16 protein-coding genes and 2 pseudogenes are annotated in these 16292 nt (G+C 62.5%); 7 read left to right on the top strand and 11 right to left on the bottom strand.

Features of this window, described 5'->3' with window-relative positions; translation table 11 throughout:
* Nucleotides 1–198 precede the first annotated feature (198 nt).
* From BLR94_RS25555 to BLR94_RS25540, 4 genes are all read left to right on the top strand, one after another.
* On the top strand, nt 199–1164 hold the full coding sequence (locus BLR94_RS25555; protein WP_084308751.1) for a tetratricopeptide repeat protein: 966 nt from the start codon (nt 199–201) through the stop codon (nt 1162–1164).
* A 6-nt stretch (nt 1165–1170) separates the two neighbouring features.
* On the top strand, nt 1171–1596 hold the full coding sequence (locus BLR94_RS25550) for a hypothetical protein (protein WP_084308752.1): 426 nt from the start codon (nt 1171–1173) through the stop codon (nt 1594–1596).
* Between the two features lie 478 nt (nt 1597–2074).
* The gene (locus BLR94_RS25545) at nt 2075–2818 is read left to right on the top strand and encodes a class I SAM-dependent DNA methyltransferase (protein ID WP_084308766.1); all 744 of its coding nucleotides are present in this window, start codon (nt 2075–2077) and stop codon (nt 2816–2818) included.
* Between the two features lie 195 nt (nt 2819–3013).
* Nucleotides 3014–3763: an IS5 family transposase gene (locus BLR94_RS25540; protein WP_084308753.1), complete on the top strand. Its 750-nt coding sequence runs from the start codon at nt 3014–3016 to the stop codon at nt 3761–3763.
* Nucleotides 3764–3788: 25 nt separating this feature from the next.
* On the opposite strand, the pseudogene BLR94_RS28090 reads toward BLR94_RS25540, so the two are convergent.
* Nucleotides 3789–4009, bottom strand: a pseudogene (locus BLR94_RS28090) (helix-turn-helix domain-containing protein); the annotation flags it as partial.
* 3 nt (nt 4010–4012) lie between these two features.
* Nucleotides 4013–4909 (bottom strand): formate/nitrite transporter family protein, encoded by an 897-nt coding sequence (locus BLR94_RS25535; RefSeq protein WP_084308754.1) that lies wholly within the window; start codon nt 4907–4909, stop codon nt 4013–4015.
* A 211-nt stretch (nt 4910–5120) separates the two neighbouring features.
* Here BLR94_RS25535 and BLR94_RS25530 point away from each other — a divergent pair, with 211 nt between their 5' ends.
* Complete coding sequence (locus BLR94_RS25530; RefSeq protein ID WP_084308755.1) at nt 5121–6437, top strand: methyl-accepting chemotaxis protein; 1317 nt, start codon at nt 5121–5123, stop codon at nt 6435–6437.
* A 142-nt stretch (nt 6438–6579) separates the two neighbouring features.
* Here the strand turns inward: BLR94_RS25530 and BLR94_RS25525 are convergent, their stop codons facing one another.
* Both BLR94_RS25525 and BLR94_RS25520 read right to left on the bottom strand, forming a co-directional pair.
* Nucleotides 6580–7272 carry a YetF domain-containing protein gene (locus tag BLR94_RS25525; protein WP_084308756.1) on the bottom strand — a complete coding sequence of 231 codons (693 nt, stop codon included), beginning with the start codon at nt 7270–7272 and terminating at the stop codon, nt 6580–6582.
* A 384-nt stretch (nt 7273–7656) separates the two neighbouring features.
* Nucleotides 7657–8544, bottom strand: coding sequence for a LysR substrate-binding domain-containing protein (locus BLR94_RS25520; RefSeq protein ID WP_084308757.1), 888 nt, complete (start codon nt 8542–8544; stop codon nt 7657–7659).
* Nucleotides 8545–8638: 94 nt separating this feature from the next.
* Between BLR94_RS25520 and BLR94_RS25515 the strand changes: the two genes are divergently transcribed.
* Nucleotides 8639–9955 (top strand): D-serine ammonia-lyase, encoded by a 1317-nt coding sequence (locus BLR94_RS25515; protein WP_084308758.1) that lies wholly within the window; start codon nt 8639–8641, stop codon nt 9953–9955.
* 181 nt (nt 9956–10136) lie between these two features.
* On the opposite strand, the gene BLR94_RS25510 is transcribed toward BLR94_RS25515, so the two are convergent.
* The 3 genes from BLR94_RS25510 to BLR94_RS25500 all read right to left on the bottom strand — a co-directional run bounded on the left by BLR94_RS25510 (nt 10137) and on the right by BLR94_RS25500 (nt 13251).
* Nucleotides 10137–11714, bottom strand: coding sequence for a sensor domain-containing diguanylate cyclase (locus tag BLR94_RS25510; RefSeq protein ID WP_084308759.1), 1578 nt, complete (start codon nt 11712–11714; stop codon nt 10137–10139).
* 284 nt (nt 11715–11998) lie between these two features.
* Entirely contained in the window at nt 11999–12694 is a 696-nt protein-coding gene (locus tag BLR94_RS25505; protein ID WP_084308760.1) for a GNAT family N-acetyltransferase, read from the bottom strand.
* 215 nt (nt 12695–12909) lie between these two features.
* Nucleotides 12910–13251 carry a hypothetical protein gene (locus BLR94_RS25500; protein ID WP_084308761.1) on the bottom strand — a complete coding sequence of 114 codons (342 nt, stop codon included), beginning with the start codon at nt 13249–13251 and terminating at the stop codon, nt 12910–12912.
* An 85-nt stretch (nt 13252–13336) separates the two neighbouring features.
* On the opposite strand from BLR94_RS25500, the gene BLR94_RS25495 reads away from it, so the two are divergent.
* Entirely contained in the window at nt 13337–13627 is a 291-nt protein-coding gene (locus BLR94_RS25495; protein WP_084308762.1) for a hypothetical protein, read from the top strand.
* A 55-nt stretch (nt 13628–13682) separates the two neighbouring features.
* Here the strand turns inward: BLR94_RS25495 and BLR94_RS25490 are convergent, their stop codons facing one another.
* From BLR94_RS25490 to BLR94_RS27735, 4 genes and pseudogenes are all read right to left on the bottom strand, one after another.
* Complete coding sequence (locus BLR94_RS25490) at nt 13683–14060, bottom strand: DUF3597 domain-containing protein (protein WP_084308763.1); 378 nt, start codon at nt 14058–14060, stop codon at nt 13683–13685.
* A gap of 162 nt (nt 14061–14222) precedes the next feature.
* Nucleotides 14223–14747 (bottom strand): REP-associated tyrosine transposase, encoded by a 525-nt coding sequence (locus BLR94_RS25485; RefSeq protein WP_084308764.1) that lies wholly within the window; start codon nt 14745–14747, stop codon nt 14223–14225.
* 284 nt (nt 14748–15031) lie between these two features.
* Complete coding sequence (locus BLR94_RS25480) at nt 15032–15493, bottom strand: BRO-N domain-containing protein (RefSeq protein ID WP_084308765.1); 462 nt, start codon at nt 15491–15493, stop codon at nt 15032–15034.
* A gap of 277 nt (nt 15494–15770) precedes the next feature.
* Nucleotides 15771–15896: pseudogene (locus BLR94_RS27735) on the bottom strand (REP-associated tyrosine transposase); the annotation flags it as partial.
* Nucleotides 15897–16292: the final 396 nt, after the last annotated feature.

Genomic DNA, 16292 nt, shown 5'->3' with positions numbered 1-16292 from the left:
AGTGAGGCGCCGCGCAGTCTAATCGATCATGGCTGCGGCGTCCGCTCCGGGGCGACGCCGCCGATGGGCGTGGCACGCGGCCAGCGTGTCGAGCCGCCGCAACGTGGTCGCACCTGGCACCGCCCGGCAGCGCCATTGCCTTGTCTGGCGGCGAAACGCTCCCTTAAAATGGCCGGCCCTCGAAAGGCAGGAAGCACCATGTGGTTCATGAACAAAAAAATGCTCAGTGACGAGCAGGCGAGCGCGCTCAATGAGCAGGCGTGGGCGGCGTTCCGCGAGCAGGACCTCGACACCGCGCTGGAGCGCTTCCAGACCCTGGCCAAGGCGTGCCCCGCCGACCCGCGCTGGATGAACGGCGTTGGCGCGGTGAGCCTGGCACGGGACGATCATGCCGACGCCCGTCGACACTTTCAGAAGGCTGCCGGGTACGATTATCCCGGCAGCCACTACAACCTCGGCATCATGGCCTACCAGGAGGGCGATCACGACGCCGCCCGCCGACACTTCCAGAGGGCCGCCGAGCACGATTATCCCGGTAGCCACTACAACCTCGGCAGCATGGCCTCCCAGGAGGGCGATCACGACGCCGCCCGGCGATACTTCCAGCAGGCCGCCGAGTACGATTGTCCCCGCAGCCACTACTACCTCGGCAGCATGGCCTACGAGGAGGGCGATCACGACGCCGCCGTCGAGCACCTGAACAACGCCGTGCGCCACGATCATCTGCAGGCATTGAACCTGCTCGGCGACATCCATCTGCACGCCGAACGCTACCCGCAGGCCGAGCAGGCGTATCGGGGCGCTGCCGAACGGGGGGATGCCGACGGCTACAACAACCTCGGCCTGCTGTACCTGCAGCTCGAAGACTACCAGCAGGCCAAGCAGGCGTTACTGCAGGCCCTGCAATCCGACCACGTCTACGCCCAGCACAATCTGGCGGTGGCCTACCACCGCCTGGGCGAACTCGAGGCGGCCGAGCGCTGGTACCTGATCTCCTTCGCCCAGCACGGCAATCTGCAGTCGCTGGAGAACCTCGGCCACGTGTATGGCGAAAGTGGGCGCGAAGTCGAGGGCCAGGCGCTGGTCGATGCCTCCGACAAGCTCTACGGCGATCAGCCCCTCAACGATTACGAGCAGTCGCTGATCGACCGCCTGCTGGCCTGAACCGCGATGACCCTACGAAAAATCCTCACCTGCCTGTTTCCCCTGCTGTCCAGCTGTGCCGGCCACCACGTCGAACGCACCGTGGTCTACGAAAACAGCGTCTACCACTGGCGCATCGAGCACGTCGTGGACCATTACTTTCCGGCGGGCGATCGTCAGTACTATGAAGTGTTCCTCGACGACCGGCTGCTGATCATCCCGGCCAAGACCTTCAACGATGACCGCGACATCCGCTCCTTCATCGCCGCCGGGGGCTTCGACGTCGGCCATTGGCGGAACAAGTCGATCATCGTCTGCTTCGAGAATATCCAGCAGCGCGACGGCCAGGAGCACCGCCTGATCCGTTCGCTGATGATCAGCCCCGAGCACGGCGAAGAAGTGTTGCTCACCGACCTCTACACCCAGCAACAGGTGGTCGTGGATCGCGGCTGAGGCCCGCTGTTGTCGCCGGGGTGGCCCCTGGGGAACAGGCATCCACTCACTCCGAGAAACGCTCCTCGTTGCAGCCTGCCCGCCGCGGCCCGCGACGCGGGTGCTGTGGGGCGTCGTTGAGGCCGGCGCTTTGCTAGGCTGCGCGCCTTTTTGCAACCGCAGGGCCAGAGGTCTTTCATGGATGTCATCGAGGATATCGATCGATTCATCAATGCCGAGGTGGCGCGCCTGGGGATTCCCGGCCTGGGGGGATCTTTCGCAATGGTTTGGCCGAGCTGCTCAAGGGGTACGGCTACGCGAACCTCGAGCTGGAGGTGCCGGTCGGCCCGCAGACGCTGTTCCTGAGCGTTGTCGCACAGGATACCCAGCCCAGGCCGTTAGCCGGGCGGGAAAATCGCGATGCCCTTGCAGGCAGACGAGGGTGCAGCGCCAATTCGGCTATGATGCGCCCCCGAAACCTCTCGCTCATCAGGTCGCCATGTCCGTCAACACCCTCTATACCGACCTGTCCGACTACTACGACCTGATGTGCGCGGATATCGACTATCAGGCGCAAAGCCACTGTATACACAGGCTGCAGCAGATCTTCGGCAATGGCGGGCGCAGGCACCTCGATCTGGCCTGCGGCACCGGGCCTCATGTTCGCCACTTTCTCGATGCGGGCTACCGAAGCAGCGGGCTCGACATCAACCCACCGATGCTGGCCAAAGCGGCCGTGCGCTGCCCGGAGGCGCACTTCTGCGTGCAGGACATGTGCAGCTTCATGGTGGACGAGCCGTTCGACCTGATCACCTGCTTTCTCTATTCGGTTCACTACAGTGGCAGCCTCGCCAGGCTCGAAGCCTGCATCGCCAGCGTGCACGGCGCCCTGCAGAGCAATGGGCTGTTCTGCCTCAACGCCGTCGACAAGAACAGGATCGACAACCGCCTGTTCGCCACGCACACCGCCAGCGACCCTGCAGGCCTGTTCACCTTCAGTTCCGGCTGGCACTACGACGGTGAAGGCGAGCGCCAGTCGCTCAGGCTCAGCATCGAAAAAAATACCGCGGGTTACATCCAGCGCTGGCGCGACGAACATCCCATGGTGGCGGTGAGTTTCGTCGAGCTGCAGGCGCTGTTGCAGCGGTACTTCGAGGTGCATGTGTTCGAACATGACTACGACAAGCTCATCGCCTGGGACAACGTCTCGGGCAACGCGCTGTTCGCCTGCGTCAAGAAGTAGCCGCTGACGCCGAGCCCCATGGCGCATCGCATGGCGGACCCGGCGCCCAAATCGGCCAGGCCGCGGGCATCGTTGCCGCGTCCGCGATATTTCCCGGCGCTGCTAGGGTCTGTTGCCGTTTCGCGCTAACCGATTGATCTATAAGAGCAAGCTCGTATCGTTGAAGCTCTGACCCAACATCGATACGAGCTTGCAATGCCCCGATTACTGCTCAACGACGAGCATTGGTCGAAGCTGCGGGAAATTCTGCTGCACAAGGCCATCTACAACAAGCGTGATCTACGAATGACCGTGGAGGGCATGCTGTACCGCATGCGCACGGGATGTCCCTGGAGAGACCTGCCCAAGGCGTTTGGCAACTGGAATAAGGTCTACAAACGCTTCAATGCATGGTCTGCTGCCGGCAAATGGTTCAAGGTCTTCAAGATGCTGGTGGCGGAGCACGACATGGAGTGGGTGTTCATTGATGGCAGCTATGCCAAGGCTCACCAGCACAGTGCAGGCGCTGGCAGCGCAAATGATGAAGCTATAGGGAAAAGCCGAGCCGGTAATACCAGCAAGATTCATCTGGCAGTGGACGCCCATGGCTTACCCATCGAGTTTGAAATCACGGGAGGCCAAATCAATGACTGTACTCAGGCACCAGCATTGATTTCCAAACTCCCGGCGGCAGAAACCATCGCTGCGGATAAGGGCTATGACAGCGAGAGAATCCGAGAGCAGGTTGAGCGACAAGGGGCAAAGGCCGTGATCCCGAGGAAGCGTAACTCTGTGAAAGGCAACGCGGATCTGGACAGAGGTCTGTACCGAAATCGCCACCTGGTGGAAAACGCCTTCGCCCGGCTGAAGCACTACCGGGCGGTGGTCTCTCGATTCGACAAGCTCAAGAGAAATTACGAGAGCGTGGTGGCCATGGCCTGTGCCTTCTTATGGTTGCCCATGTAACGGCAACAGGCCCTAGCATGCAGTGCGGGGCATGGCCTTCAGTTTGTTCTTCGCCCAGCGGCGCGAGGCGCAGTTCGTAGAGTTTCGATTGGCGCGTGATATCGAATGGGCACAGCGCTCTGCTGACGAACGCGCCACCAACATTGACCAGGCATTGCTGGTGCGCGCCGGCATCAGTGCGACGCCTTCGAAGACTCGACTTCGAGAAAAGCGGCCACCGACCTTGAGGCCTTTGGCGATCTTGCACGGTCAGTCCTTGCGATTGCGGCGCAACTCCTCCAGCAACTTGTGCTTGTCGCGCTCGCGCTTGGCAATCACGTCACGCTCGCTGCGGATCTGAGCATGGCTGAGCAGGGCAAAGATAAAGCTGCCGCCGATGATATTGCCGGCCAGGGTAGGCCCCGCAAACACCAGCCAGAAATCGCCCCAGCTCACTTCACCGGCATACACCAGGTAAGACACCTCTATCGAGCCAACCACGATATGGGTGAAGTCACCCAGTGCCATCAGGTAAGTGATCATCACGATAATGGCGATCTTGGCGCTTTCCATCGAGGCGATCATCCACACCATGGTGGCGATCATCCAGCCCGAGATAATGCCTTTGGCAAGCATCTTGGACACGTCGTTTTCCATCACCTTACGGCCGATTTCCAGAAACGCCAGGTCGGTCTGGGCATCGAAAATCGGCAGGCGCAGCATCACCCAAGCCACCAGCAGGGTGCCGGCTAGGTTTCCGCATAGCACCACGCCCCAAAGACGCAATAGTCGCCCGACATTGTTCAGGGTCAGCTTGCTCATCACCGGCAGCACGGCGGTCAGGGTGTTTTCCGTAAACAGTTGCTGACGGGCGAGGATCACCGCCAGAAAGCCTGCCGAATAACCGAGGCTGGCGATCACATGACTTTCATCGCTGGGGCCCAACCGAGAGCGGAACAAACCCATAGCCATCAGCGACAGGCCCATGGTCAGCCCGGCGGCCAGCGCCGACCACCATAATGCTGCGATGCTGCGTTCCAGCTCATGGTCGCCCTGAATCCTGATGGTTTCATGCAACACCGCCGCCCGCGGCGGCAGCTTCTCATCGATCTCGCGCTCTTCTTCGGCTGACAGGCCGGGGGTCTTGCCGTTTGCTTGTTCTTGCATACCAGTTACCTTCACGGGTGGAACGACGGAGGCCCGTCTGTCTGAGGATTCAGACCTGCGGCGCCCGGTGTCGTTCTGCCGTGATGAAGGCGTCCTTGCCTCGCGGCAAAATGGGCTACGGCGCAGCCGTGCGTGAAACGTCGACAGCCCCTAAAGTGGCACGGGTGCGGGCCGACAAAGAGAGAAGGACCTCTCTAAAAACGGTGGCGCGATGTTCAACTCAAAACTGAAACAGAAGCTCTCCTTGCTGGAGGACGAGCTGTTCTCTTTTGAGCAGGTCAAGGAGAGTTTGGACGGCGAGATGCTCGCCCTCACGCTGGACCGGCAAGGCCGGATCATTTCGGTGAATGCCAATTTCCTGGCCGAGATGCACTACCGCGCTGAAGAGCTGATCGGGAAAACGCTCGTCGACCTGGTGCCTGTACATATCCGCGGCGAGGAATATTTCAGGCGCTTGAGCGCTGCCCTCAAGGACGGCAAGCACTGGGCTGGCGCCTTGCGCATCCTCAGTGGCGACAAGCGGGAGGCCTGGTTGCGGGTGATTTCGCAGCCGGTGCGCAGCCGTGACGGCACGGTCAAATACTTTTCCCTGTATGGCAGCAACCTGACGCGCACGATCGAGGCTTCCCGCGAAAACGAGAGCCTGATCGAAGCGTTGCAGCGCTCGACTGCGGTCATCGAGTTCGACCTCGATGGCCTGGTGTTGACGGCCAACGACCGTTTCCTGCGTGCCATGGGCTACACCCTGGCCCAGGTACAGGGCAGGCACCACAGAATGTTCTGCTCGCCCGAGGAGTACAACTCATCGAACTACAGCCTGTTCTGGGAAACCCTGCGGCGTGGCGAGTTCGTCGCGGATCGCTTCATGCGGCTCGACAGCCACGGGCAGCCTGTCTGGCTCGAGGCCTCCTACAACCCGATTACCGATGCTCATGGCACGCTCTACAAGGTGGTCAAGTTCGCCACCGTGATCACCGACCAGGTGAAGCGTGAACGGGCGGTGGAAGAAGCAGCCGATATCGCCTTCAGTACCTCGCAGCAGACCGACAACAGCGCCAAGAACGGCGCCCAGGTGGTGCAGAGGACGCTGGAGGTGATTGCCACCCTGGCCGAGCAGATGGAGCGGGCGGCCAGCGGTATCGCAGCGCTGGATGAACAGTCGCAAAACATCGGCGCCATCATAAAAACCATCAGCGGCATTGCCGACCAGACCAACCTGCTCGCCTTGAACGCCGCGATCGAGGCCGCGCGAGCCGGTGAGCAGGGGCGCGGGTTCGCGGTGGTCGCTGATGAAGTACGCCAGTTGGCCTTGCGTACCAGCAAGGCAACGGTAGAGATCGTCGGGGTGGTACAAGAGAACCAGAAGCTTGCCGAACAGGCGGTGGCAGTGATCGAGCAGGGCAAGCAGCAGGCCAGGCAAGGCCTGGAACTCGCGGGCGAGGCAGGCGCCGTGATCGTCGAAATCCAGGAAGGCGCCCAGCGCGTGGTGAGCGCCGTGGGCCAGTTCGCCAACCAGCTGTCGGGGTAACGGGCCTGGCCGCTTCGTTTGCGCGTGGCATGGCCAGCGCGACGGCAGTCATTCCAGTGTGGGGGGCGTGCGCGAGCCCGCCGGCGGCGCTGCCTTGGTCGTGGCCTGCGAAAGGCATGCACTGGCGCGCTACGGCAGGCCCTCAGCGCAGGCGTTGCCGGGTCGAGGCGAGCGACCAGATGCGCTGTCCGCAGCGTGGGCAGGCGGCCTCCTGGCGGCTCTCCAGTGGCTCGGTATGGCCGCAGCGGATACAGGCGTACAGGCCGGCCTCGGGCATCTTCCGGTATTCCGGCCGGTGTTCGGGCGGCAGCACCGACAGGCCGGGCTCGATGGCGTCGGCAGGGTAGAAGTACAGGCTGACGTCGCCGTCGGTTTCGAGAATGCCCAGCCGCACCTGGCCAAGGTGCTCGACGCCCTGCTGGCGCAATTCCATGAAGAACTCCTCGGATGAAATGCTCAGGTGTTCGAGGCTCTTCAGCTCGTACAGCCCATCCTGAATGATGGTCACCGGCTTGCCTTCCATCCAGTCGGAAAACCGTTCGCTGTGCCCCATCGCCAGCACGATAGCGCGGTACACCAGCAACAGGGTGACGAAGACCATGGCCACGGGCAGCAACGGCACGTCTTCGTAGAAGGTCACGTCGCCCGCAGCCGAGCCCAGGGTGAGAATCACCACCAGTTCGAACAGCGACAGTTGACGAATGCCGCGGCGGCCGCTGACCTTCAGGAACAGGAATACCACCACGAAGGCGAACAGGGCACGAAACGCCACTTCACCCAGAAACAGGAAGGGAAAATCACCGAGCAGCATGCGCTGCCAATCGAACGCACTCATCCGTCACTCCGCCACGTCGTCTGCATGAGGGTGAGACCACGGCCCGTGCCAATGGGTCGGCTTATCGTCGCAGTGCCTCGTAGGCCCCTTGCCAGGTTCTTAGAACCTGTTCACGATCTTCTTTAACGCAACACCTATAGGCCGCTTCAAGGCGATAGCAGCCATTCGTAGGGTGGACGACGCTTCATCCGTCCACCGCTCCGCAATCGCAATGGTGGATGAAAAGAGCGTCATCCACCCTACGCCTGAACGACAAGCAACCGCGTAGGCTCTTTCGTCCAGCTTCCAGCCTCAGGCGCTTTTGATCGAGGGCCGCTTCCGCCTTGTTGTTGTTATTGCTTTGGAATGGTTGGAAAACTGCTTCTAAAGATCATGAACAGGTTCTTAGAGCAGTACCGCACGACGGGCGGCGACGAATTCAGCGCACGCCTGGGTCAGCCACTGGGCGAATACCTTCACCCGGTGATCGTTCTCTGCCCGTCGCAACATCACGTAGCGGGCGGGGGCGGCCACATGGGTGCCGAATGGATTGACCAGTCGGCCGCTGACCAGGTCATCGTAGACCAGCGCGGCGCGGCCCATGGCAATCCCCTGGTCGTTCAGTGCAGCGCTGGTGGCCAGGCAGGAGAGGTTGAACTGTGGCCCCTCCAGCGGGCCGCAATAGTCCGGCATGTGTGCCTGCAGCCAGGTCCTCCATTCGATGTGCTCCGGAGCTCCGGCCCAAGGCGCGGCATCGTGCAGGAGGACGGCGTTTTCCAGCGACAGCCGTCTGCCCGGCTGAAGATGGCGCTGCAGGTATCGGGGGGTGGCGACAGGAATCAGGTACTCGTCCATCAGGTGGTCGGTATGCAGCTGACCGTAGTTCACCGGGTCATAGCGCACCGCCAGATCGATACCCTGAACGTCCATCGACTGTCGATCCAGGGTCTGGAATTCGGCCTTGAGGCGAACCGAAATGCCGGGTTCCTGGCGATTGAACTCGGCGAGTCGCGGCATCAGCCACTGGAGGGTGAAGGAGGGCAGGCAATTGATCTGCAGCGGGGCGTTGGGGGTGGCAAGGCGATCGATGGTCTGCTGCAACTCGCTGATCAAGCGTGTGCTGACCTCGAACAGTACCGCGCCGTTGGGCGTCAGCGCCAAGGCCCGGGGCTGGCGCACGAACAACGGGTAGCCGAGGCGTTCCTCGAGGTGGCGGATCTGCTGGCTCACCGCGCTTTGCGTGAGATTGAGCCGGGCCGCCGCTTGCGTGAAGCTGAGCAGGCGGCCTGCCATTCATAAGCTGGTCTAATGTGTGCGTTAGAAGGCATCGTTACTGCTGATCGACAGCTTGCTCTAATATTCAGGCACTAAAGCGCAGGAATCAACCATGCCGGTCTCACGAATCCCATCGAACCTATTAGAAAACCTTAGAGCCAGGCAGCCCCTGCTGTGGTGCAATCCAGCATTGGTCGACAGCCAGGCCGGGGCTGTCCAGCCAGATGCGCAGATCGAGGATGCCAGGCAGCGCCTGGCACGCTGCGCGCCGTTGCTGATGAAATTGTTTTCCGAACTCGAGTCCTGCAACGGCATTATCGAGTCGGATCTGCAGCCTGCCGACGCACTTCGCCTGGCGATCCTGCCGGCCAGCCAGGAAGCCGGCCATTGGTTCATCAAGCGTGATGATCAATTGCCCGTGGCGGGTTCCGTCAAGGCCCGTGGCGGGTTTCATGAAGTGCTGGCCTTTGCGGAGGGCGTGGCCCTGGAGCATGGCCTGCTGAGCGATGGCGCCGATCGCCGCGTGCTGGCCAGCGCCGAGGCCCGAGAACTGTTCGGCCGCTACTCGGTAACGGTAGGCAGCACCGGCAACCTGGGGTTGAGTATCGGCGTGATGGCCGCCGCACTGGGGTTCGACGCCGTGGTGCACATGTCCGCCGATGCCAAGCAATGGAAGAAGGATCGCCTGCGCGATCGCGGTGTGCGGGTGGTCGAGCACAGCGGCGATTATGCGCAGGCGGTGGCGGCTGGCAGGGCTCAGGCCGAGCAGGCCCCGCGCAGCCATTTCGTCGATGACGAACGTTCGCCGCTGCTGTTCTTCGGCTATGCCGTGGCTGCCAGGCACCTGGCCCGGCAACTGGCCGAGCACGGCCGCAAAGTGGACGCGCAGCACCCGCTGTGCGTCTACATCCCCTGCGGCGTGGGGGGCGCGCCCGGTGGTATCGCCTACGGGCTCAAGGTGCTGTTCGGCGAGCATGTGCACTGCTTCTTCGCCGAACCCGTGGCGTCGCCCTGCGTGCTGGTGCAGATGGCGGCGGGCTGCGAAGCGCCCGTCTCGGTCTACGACATCGGCCTGGACAATCGCACCGAGGCCGATGGCCTGGCCGTCGGCCTGGCCTCGGCGTTCGTCTGCCCCTTGATGGTCGAGCGCCTGTCGGGCGTGTTCACCGTGGCCGATGACCGGCTCTACCTGCACATGCTGGCACTCAAGAACGTCATGGGCGTAGAGGTCGAACCCTCCGCCGCCGCGGCCATCGGCGGGCCGCGCTGGCTCGTCGAGAGTGCCGAGGGGCAGGCCTACGCAAGCGCCAGGAACCTCGACCTGCGCAACGCCACCCACGTGATCTGGGCGACTGGCGGCTCGCTGGTGCCACGCCGCGAACTGGATCGCTTTATCGCCCATGCCCGAGGTCTCGACGCCGCCACGTGACGCTTCGTTGGTCAGTCGATGCCGCCCCACGAGAAAATCGACACACGTCCGTTGCCACACTGCCGTTTCAGCGAGAAACGCCACCGTCGACACATGGTTTCCGAGCCGGCCAGCATGATGGCGGTGCCTGGCGCCGGGGCGGGCGCTGCGTTCGCCACAGCGTTACCCGCACCCCGTCGACTCAAGTGTCCGTGTTCAGCGGCAGGGTCCTGGCGAGATAACCGGCCTCCTGCCGGCTGTGCACGAAGCGCCCCTCGACACGGTTGCGCCCCTGGGATTTGGCGCAGTACAGCAGCCTGTCCGCTTCTGCCAGGATGGCCGCGAAGCTGTCCTTGTCGGGAGCCGTGGTGGCCACCACGCCGGCACTGATGGTCACCTTGCCGAGTGGGCTGGCCAGGTGTTCGATCAGCGCCTGTTCGATGGACGATCTGATCTTCTCGGCCACGCTCAGGGCACCTGCCAGGTCCGTTTCCGGCAGCAGAATCACGAACTCCTCACCGCCGAAGCGGGCAGCGAGATCACCCGCCCGGTTCACGCTGACATCGATCAGGCGAGCGATCTGCTTCAGGCAGTCGTCGCCGCTCAGGTGGCCGTAGTGATCGTTGAACTGCTTGAACCAGTCTATGTCCAGCAGAATGATCGCCACGTCGCTGTGGTTGCGGTTGGCCCGTCCCCACTCCTTCTCCAGGGCCCGGTCGAAGCCGCGCCGGTTGGCCAACTGGGTGAGGCTGTCGGTCTGGGCAATGATCTCCAGCGCGTTCCTGGCAGCGTTCAGTTCCGCCTCCGCGGCGATCAGCTGCTGGATTTGCCAGTACAGCAGGATGCTCAGCAAGGCCAGGACCAGAATGATCATGCCGATCAGCGCGGCGGAGCGGTAGGCGTACTCCCGCCAGGGCGTGAAGACGTGCTGGTACGAGATACCGGCGGCCGCGACGATGGGCAGCCCGGAGAGGCGCTGGTAGGCGTATATCCGCTTCACGCCATCCACGATGGAGGTGATGACCGCGGTGCCACTGTCGCTGTGCGGCAGGTAGCGGGTGAAGATATCGCCCTTGGAAACGTTGGTGGTCATGAGGGCGGCCAGGGTCGGTCGCCGGGCCAGCAGTTCGCCGTTGTCCAGCGCGAGGAAGATCACCCCCCGGTCATCGACGTCCATGCGCTCGAAGAAGTGTTGGAAGTAAGCCACGGGCACCGTGGCCAGGGCCACTCCCGCGAACTCACCGCCCGCGGAATTGATGCGGCGGCTGATCGGGATGACCATGTCGCCGGTGCTTCGGCTTTCCACGATGGAGCCAATGTGGATGGCGGCGTCGGGGTTGTCCCGGTGATAGATGAAGTACGCGCGATCGCTGTTGTTCTTCGTTTGCAGCCCCTGGGAAAACGAGTTGGCCACCCAGTTGCCTTGCGCGTCGTAGATGAAGAGCCCCTGGATGCCCTCGACGTTCACCACGTCTTCGACCATCAGCTTGGTCATGCGCGCCTGCTGCTCGCCGGCGACCCCGTCGTGCTCCACGCGCTCGACCAGGTCGCGCAGGGTATTGTCGGCCTGCCTGACGGTGTCCTGGGCCTGCTGCTCGGCGGCGCGCACGATGTTGGACACCGCGATCTTGGCGGTGGCGAGGCGCTCGCGCCTGGACTGGTTCATCTGCCAGCTGGTAGCGAGAATCAGCGACAGGCAAACGAGAATGATGAAACCAATCAGCGCCTTGGTGAGCGTTGAGGGAGGGAGTCTCGTCGACAGGAAGGAAAGAGACTTCATAGGTTGGTCATCAAGTTGGCGTTTGGACGAGCGATGCAGTTCTTGTTCCGCCGGGCTGGGCCTGCCAGCCACAGGGTATGGGCCGGTGGCGTGACCTCCAGCCTGTGTTCGCTCAAGGTCAGCGCACTGCCTGATCGTTTCGGGGGAAGGTTGGCATGTTTGGCTGCGCTAAACAATGCCGGCTTCAGCGCCTGGCCTGCGCTATCGCCAGCGTCCCGATGCCGTCGCGAAGGCCCGCCAACAGCCGGCTGCGCTACAACGCATCGCTTGCCGCGCGGGTGCGATCAATGCAGGGAGCCGCTGGCGCGGCGCTCGTGCACCAGCAATTGAGCCTGGTGGGCCATCTGATCGAGCAGCCGGTCGCGTTCTTTCTCCGCCTCGGCCATGGCTTTCTTGCCGTGTTGTTTCACCAGGTAGGCATGGATCTGCCTGACCTCGGTGGACTGGTAGATCGGCGTGAGATCCTGCACCGCCACCATCCCGTTCGAGCGATAGGCACGAGTGTTCATCAATACCTGCGGCCCCTGCGCCGCCAGTACCCGAAAGCCCGAGGCCTCGAACGTCGGCACCTTGTCCGCCGCGCAGGCCAGTTCGACATGCCGGTGGCGCTCGACGATCCGCTGCAGCATGGCCCGCGCGACACCCTGTCGGCGATGGCTGGCTTGCACGGCCATATAAGCCAGGCTGCAGGCCTCGGCATCATCCTGGCAGGGCAGGTACAGGGCGAACCCCTGCACCTGGGAGGGGTCCTGATCATCCAGTGCCAGGATCACGTGCGCAGGGCTGTCCGCAGTACCGCTCATGGCCTGCAGATACAGGTACACCTGGTAGCCGATCACGTACTGGTACAGCTGATAGAGCGGGTTGTCGGGCGTCAGCGACACCGGGCTGATATCGCTGAAATAGTCCACCACCATCTGCAGCACCTGGCTTTTCAGGGACTCGGGCGGCGGGCTATCCAGGTGTACGAGGGTGAACATCGCGAGGCGGCTCTCGATAAAAACGGCGGGCGGCAGTGTAACGCGTGCCGGGAGCGGGGCGTTGTGCGGGCCAGCTGCCGGGTACCCAGGTAACGGCACCTCACCCCGGCGCAACGCACAGCGTGAAGCATGGTTTGACCCCGCGCTGTCGAGGGGGCCCGTCAACCTGTCGTCAACGGCTGCAGGCGCGTTCGCCGTCGATCCATCCCGGGCGCCTAGGCGAGCAGGTCGCGGGCACACAGGAAACCGCCGACCAGTAGGAGAATGAGGCTCCAGTACAACACTGGAATGAAGAAAAAGCTGTGCTGCTTCAGGGACTGGTGAATGGACTGGTTATCGACCACCTGCCCGGGCACCGGTTGCCCGGCGTAGCGCTTCAGGCCCTGCACGAAGCCCGCGCAGAGCAGGGCGGCAAGGATGAAGGTCAGGCCCGCCGCCCATTTGTGGCTGTCGTAGTAGCCCGGGTGGCCGAAGAGGTCGAACAGCCAGTGGCAGAACACATAGGCCAGGCAAATCAACAGCGGGATGAAAAAGCCGAAACCACTCCAGACCAACATGGGTTTTCCTTGACGTTCAGTCGTCACCGCGCATAATCGCCGGCGCAAAATAAAGGGCTTTTCCTGGATAAACAAGGAGCGTGGGATGGTTATCTATCGCGGTGCGGGTTTGATGACCCTGCTGATGCCGATCATCGTGGTGCTGTTGTGGCTCTGGTTGTGGCCGGACCCCACTGTCAAGCCCGGCGACGTCACCCTGATGCAGTTCCTGCTCAGCGTGGTGATCGGCTCGCTGATCAACGTCGCCCTTGGCCTGGTGCTCAACCGTGGGGACCGCAGCCACGGCGTGCGGCACCACTTCTTCTATGTGCCCATGCAATGGCCGGCCCTGGCCTTCGCCGTGGTCTGCGGCGTGCTGGCGGTGATCAACGCCTAGTCGACGCCCCCTGACACGGGGTGGCCGCCGTGGCCGGCGGCCTTCCCGGGCGGGATCAGTCGAGCAGGTCGGCCGGTACGTTGCCACCGTTGTCGGCGAGCTTCTGAAGCACGGTCTTGTGCAACCAGGTGTTCATCTGCGCTGAATCAGCCAGTTTCTCGGCAGGGCAGCCCAGCTCGTTGGCCAGTTCCTTGCGCGCGTTCAGGCTGCTGTCCAGCCCCAGCAGTTTGAGCAGGTCGACGATGGAAACCTTCCAGTTGAGTTTCTCCGGGTGCTTGGCCGCCAGCCCCTCCAGCTTGGCGACGACGTCCACCACCGGGACGGCCTGAGGCGTCGCCGAGGGCGCCGCAGCAGGCGGAGAAGCCTCGGCGGGCGCTGCCTGCGCTTTGGAACCGAAACCCAAGGTGTCGAGAATTTTACCGAACAGACTCATGAGATTCCCTCTTCTGTATGAACGTGCCCTAGCCAGCATAGCTCAGCGGGTGCATGACACATTGATCGGCGAACCAGCAGGGTGGATGACGTTTTTTTCCATCCACCAATCAGGCCCGACCATGGCGCCTATCGTTCGTCTGTCACACATGTCCGCTGCGCCTCACTCGCCGTAATCGCCATCACCCGCTTCGACACACCAGCCTTCGGGATAGACACCCATCGCCACCGCTCGATGAAAGCTCGAATACGGCCAGTCCCCAAGCCGCTCGACATGACCATGCTTCAGCGGGTTGACGTGGAGATAGTCGAAATGGCGCTGGTAGTCCTGTTCATCACGGATCAGGTGTTCCCAATAACGCCGTTGCCAGATACCGCGCTCGCCCCGTCGCTGTTGATTGGCTGTACGCCTTTCGGTGATCGGCAAGCGTTTGGCGAAGGCGAACTTGATGACTTTCCAGCGCAGCGCAAAGTCCGCATCGTTTGGCGGCAGTGTCCACATGCAATGCATATGCTCGGGCAGCACCACCCAGGCATCGATATGGAAAGGATGTCGCGAGCGTGTGGCCCGCACCGTCTCGCGCAGCAGATCGATCTCGCGGATCAGCAGGTCGCTGGTGCGATCACGCAGATTGACGGTAAAAAAGTAAGTGGCGCCAGGAACACGGGCACGGCGGTAATCGGGCATGGCGGCTCATCCTTGAGCAGTGTGTTGCCTTAACCCTGGTGGACAAGCTTCGCGTTGTCCACCCTACACCGCGCTTCAAGCCCACTTCGGGCTACCGTAGGGTGGATGACGCTCTTTTCATCCACCATGGGTGTTGTCCGGGCTACTTGCTGTATTGGCGTACATGACGGCTGCCGGACCTTCTCCTGAATCAGGTGGACAAGCTTCGCGTTGTCCACCCTACGCGAGCCGGTGTTTGGCGCAGGGTGGATGACACCGTGTTCATCCACCCTGTGTGGCGGTTGTCAGGTCGGTCGGTACGGCATCCACACATCGCCTTGCCAGTGCAGCACCGACAGGCCCTGGCGGTTTTCGCGGCGCGGGCGGTGAGTGTTCGTCGGCTCGCCCTCGCGCAGTATCGGCACCACGTCGGCGCTGAGCCAGCGGCGGATGCAGCGGTTTTCCGGGTGGTAGTAGTGGATCAGCGCGGCGTACACGCCGGATTCGCTGATCAGCCGGGTCGTCTCCGCTTGGCCGTGGGTGTTGAGCAGCACGGCATCGAGCAACTGGTCGGCATCCAGCGTGCGTGTAACGCGTTCTTCCAAATGCGGCTGGCCGATCAGCCGGCCCAGGTCGCGGGCGCAGAACCAGCAGTGCGGTTCGAGCAACAGGGCGCGCAGTTGGCGGCGGTGACGGGTGAAGGTCGTCGGGATCAGGGTTTCGCCGGGGAGGGCGGGTATGGCGGGGAATGCGGATTGAGTTGGCATATCCATTACCTCAATGGAATACACCGCTGCTTTCGGGAGCAGTATTGCCGCTGCGTGAAGCGTTTCTTAGGCGCCGTTGAGTAGGGTAGGGATGTGGACGGAACCGGTCAAGGACAACGGCTTGTGCGGGCAGAGCTCGTCCAGGCTTCCCACTGAATTTGGGCGTCCTGAACGGTGGACAAGCTTCGCGTTGTCCACCCTACGCCACGATTCCCGCCTCGCGTAGGTGGATGACGCTCTTTTCATCCACCATTGCGGGGTGTCCGGGCTACTTGCTGGTGGCTTGCACCGTCTCGCGCAGCAGATTGATCTCGCGGATCAGCAGGTCGCTGCGGCGGGCACGCAGGTTGACGGTGAAGAAGTAAGTGGCGCCAGGAACACGGGCACGGCGGTAATCGGGCATGGTGCTCGTCCTTGAGCAGTGTGTTGCCTTAACCCTGGTGGACAAGCTTCGCGTTGTCCACCCTTGTATCTCGACTACTGCCTCACGAGAGGCGATAGTTCCCGACTGATCATCGGGGGAGGAGCTGCAAGCTGTGTCCACCCTTAAGCCTCGAGCTTGCGACGTAGATTGCGCTGCGCTCCTCCACACTCATCCTGATAAGTCCGAACGGTATCCAGAGCCTCGAGCTCGCATCAGCAAGGCTGGACGGATGCAGTGACGATCAGACTGAAAGAGGAGAAGACCATGTCTGTAGTCGGAATCGACATCGCTAAACACTCATTCGACATTGCCACGGTGCAGGCAAACGGCAAGCACCGCACTAAGGGCAAGCTCGCCAATGACCCGGCAGGGTTC

The organism is Phytopseudomonas flavescens, assembly GCF_900100535.1.
GTDB lineage: Bacteria > Pseudomonadota > Gammaproteobacteria > Pseudomonadales > Pseudomonadaceae > Aquipseudomonas > Aquipseudomonas flavescens.
This window is presented reverse-complemented; position numbering and strand designations above follow the sequence as displayed.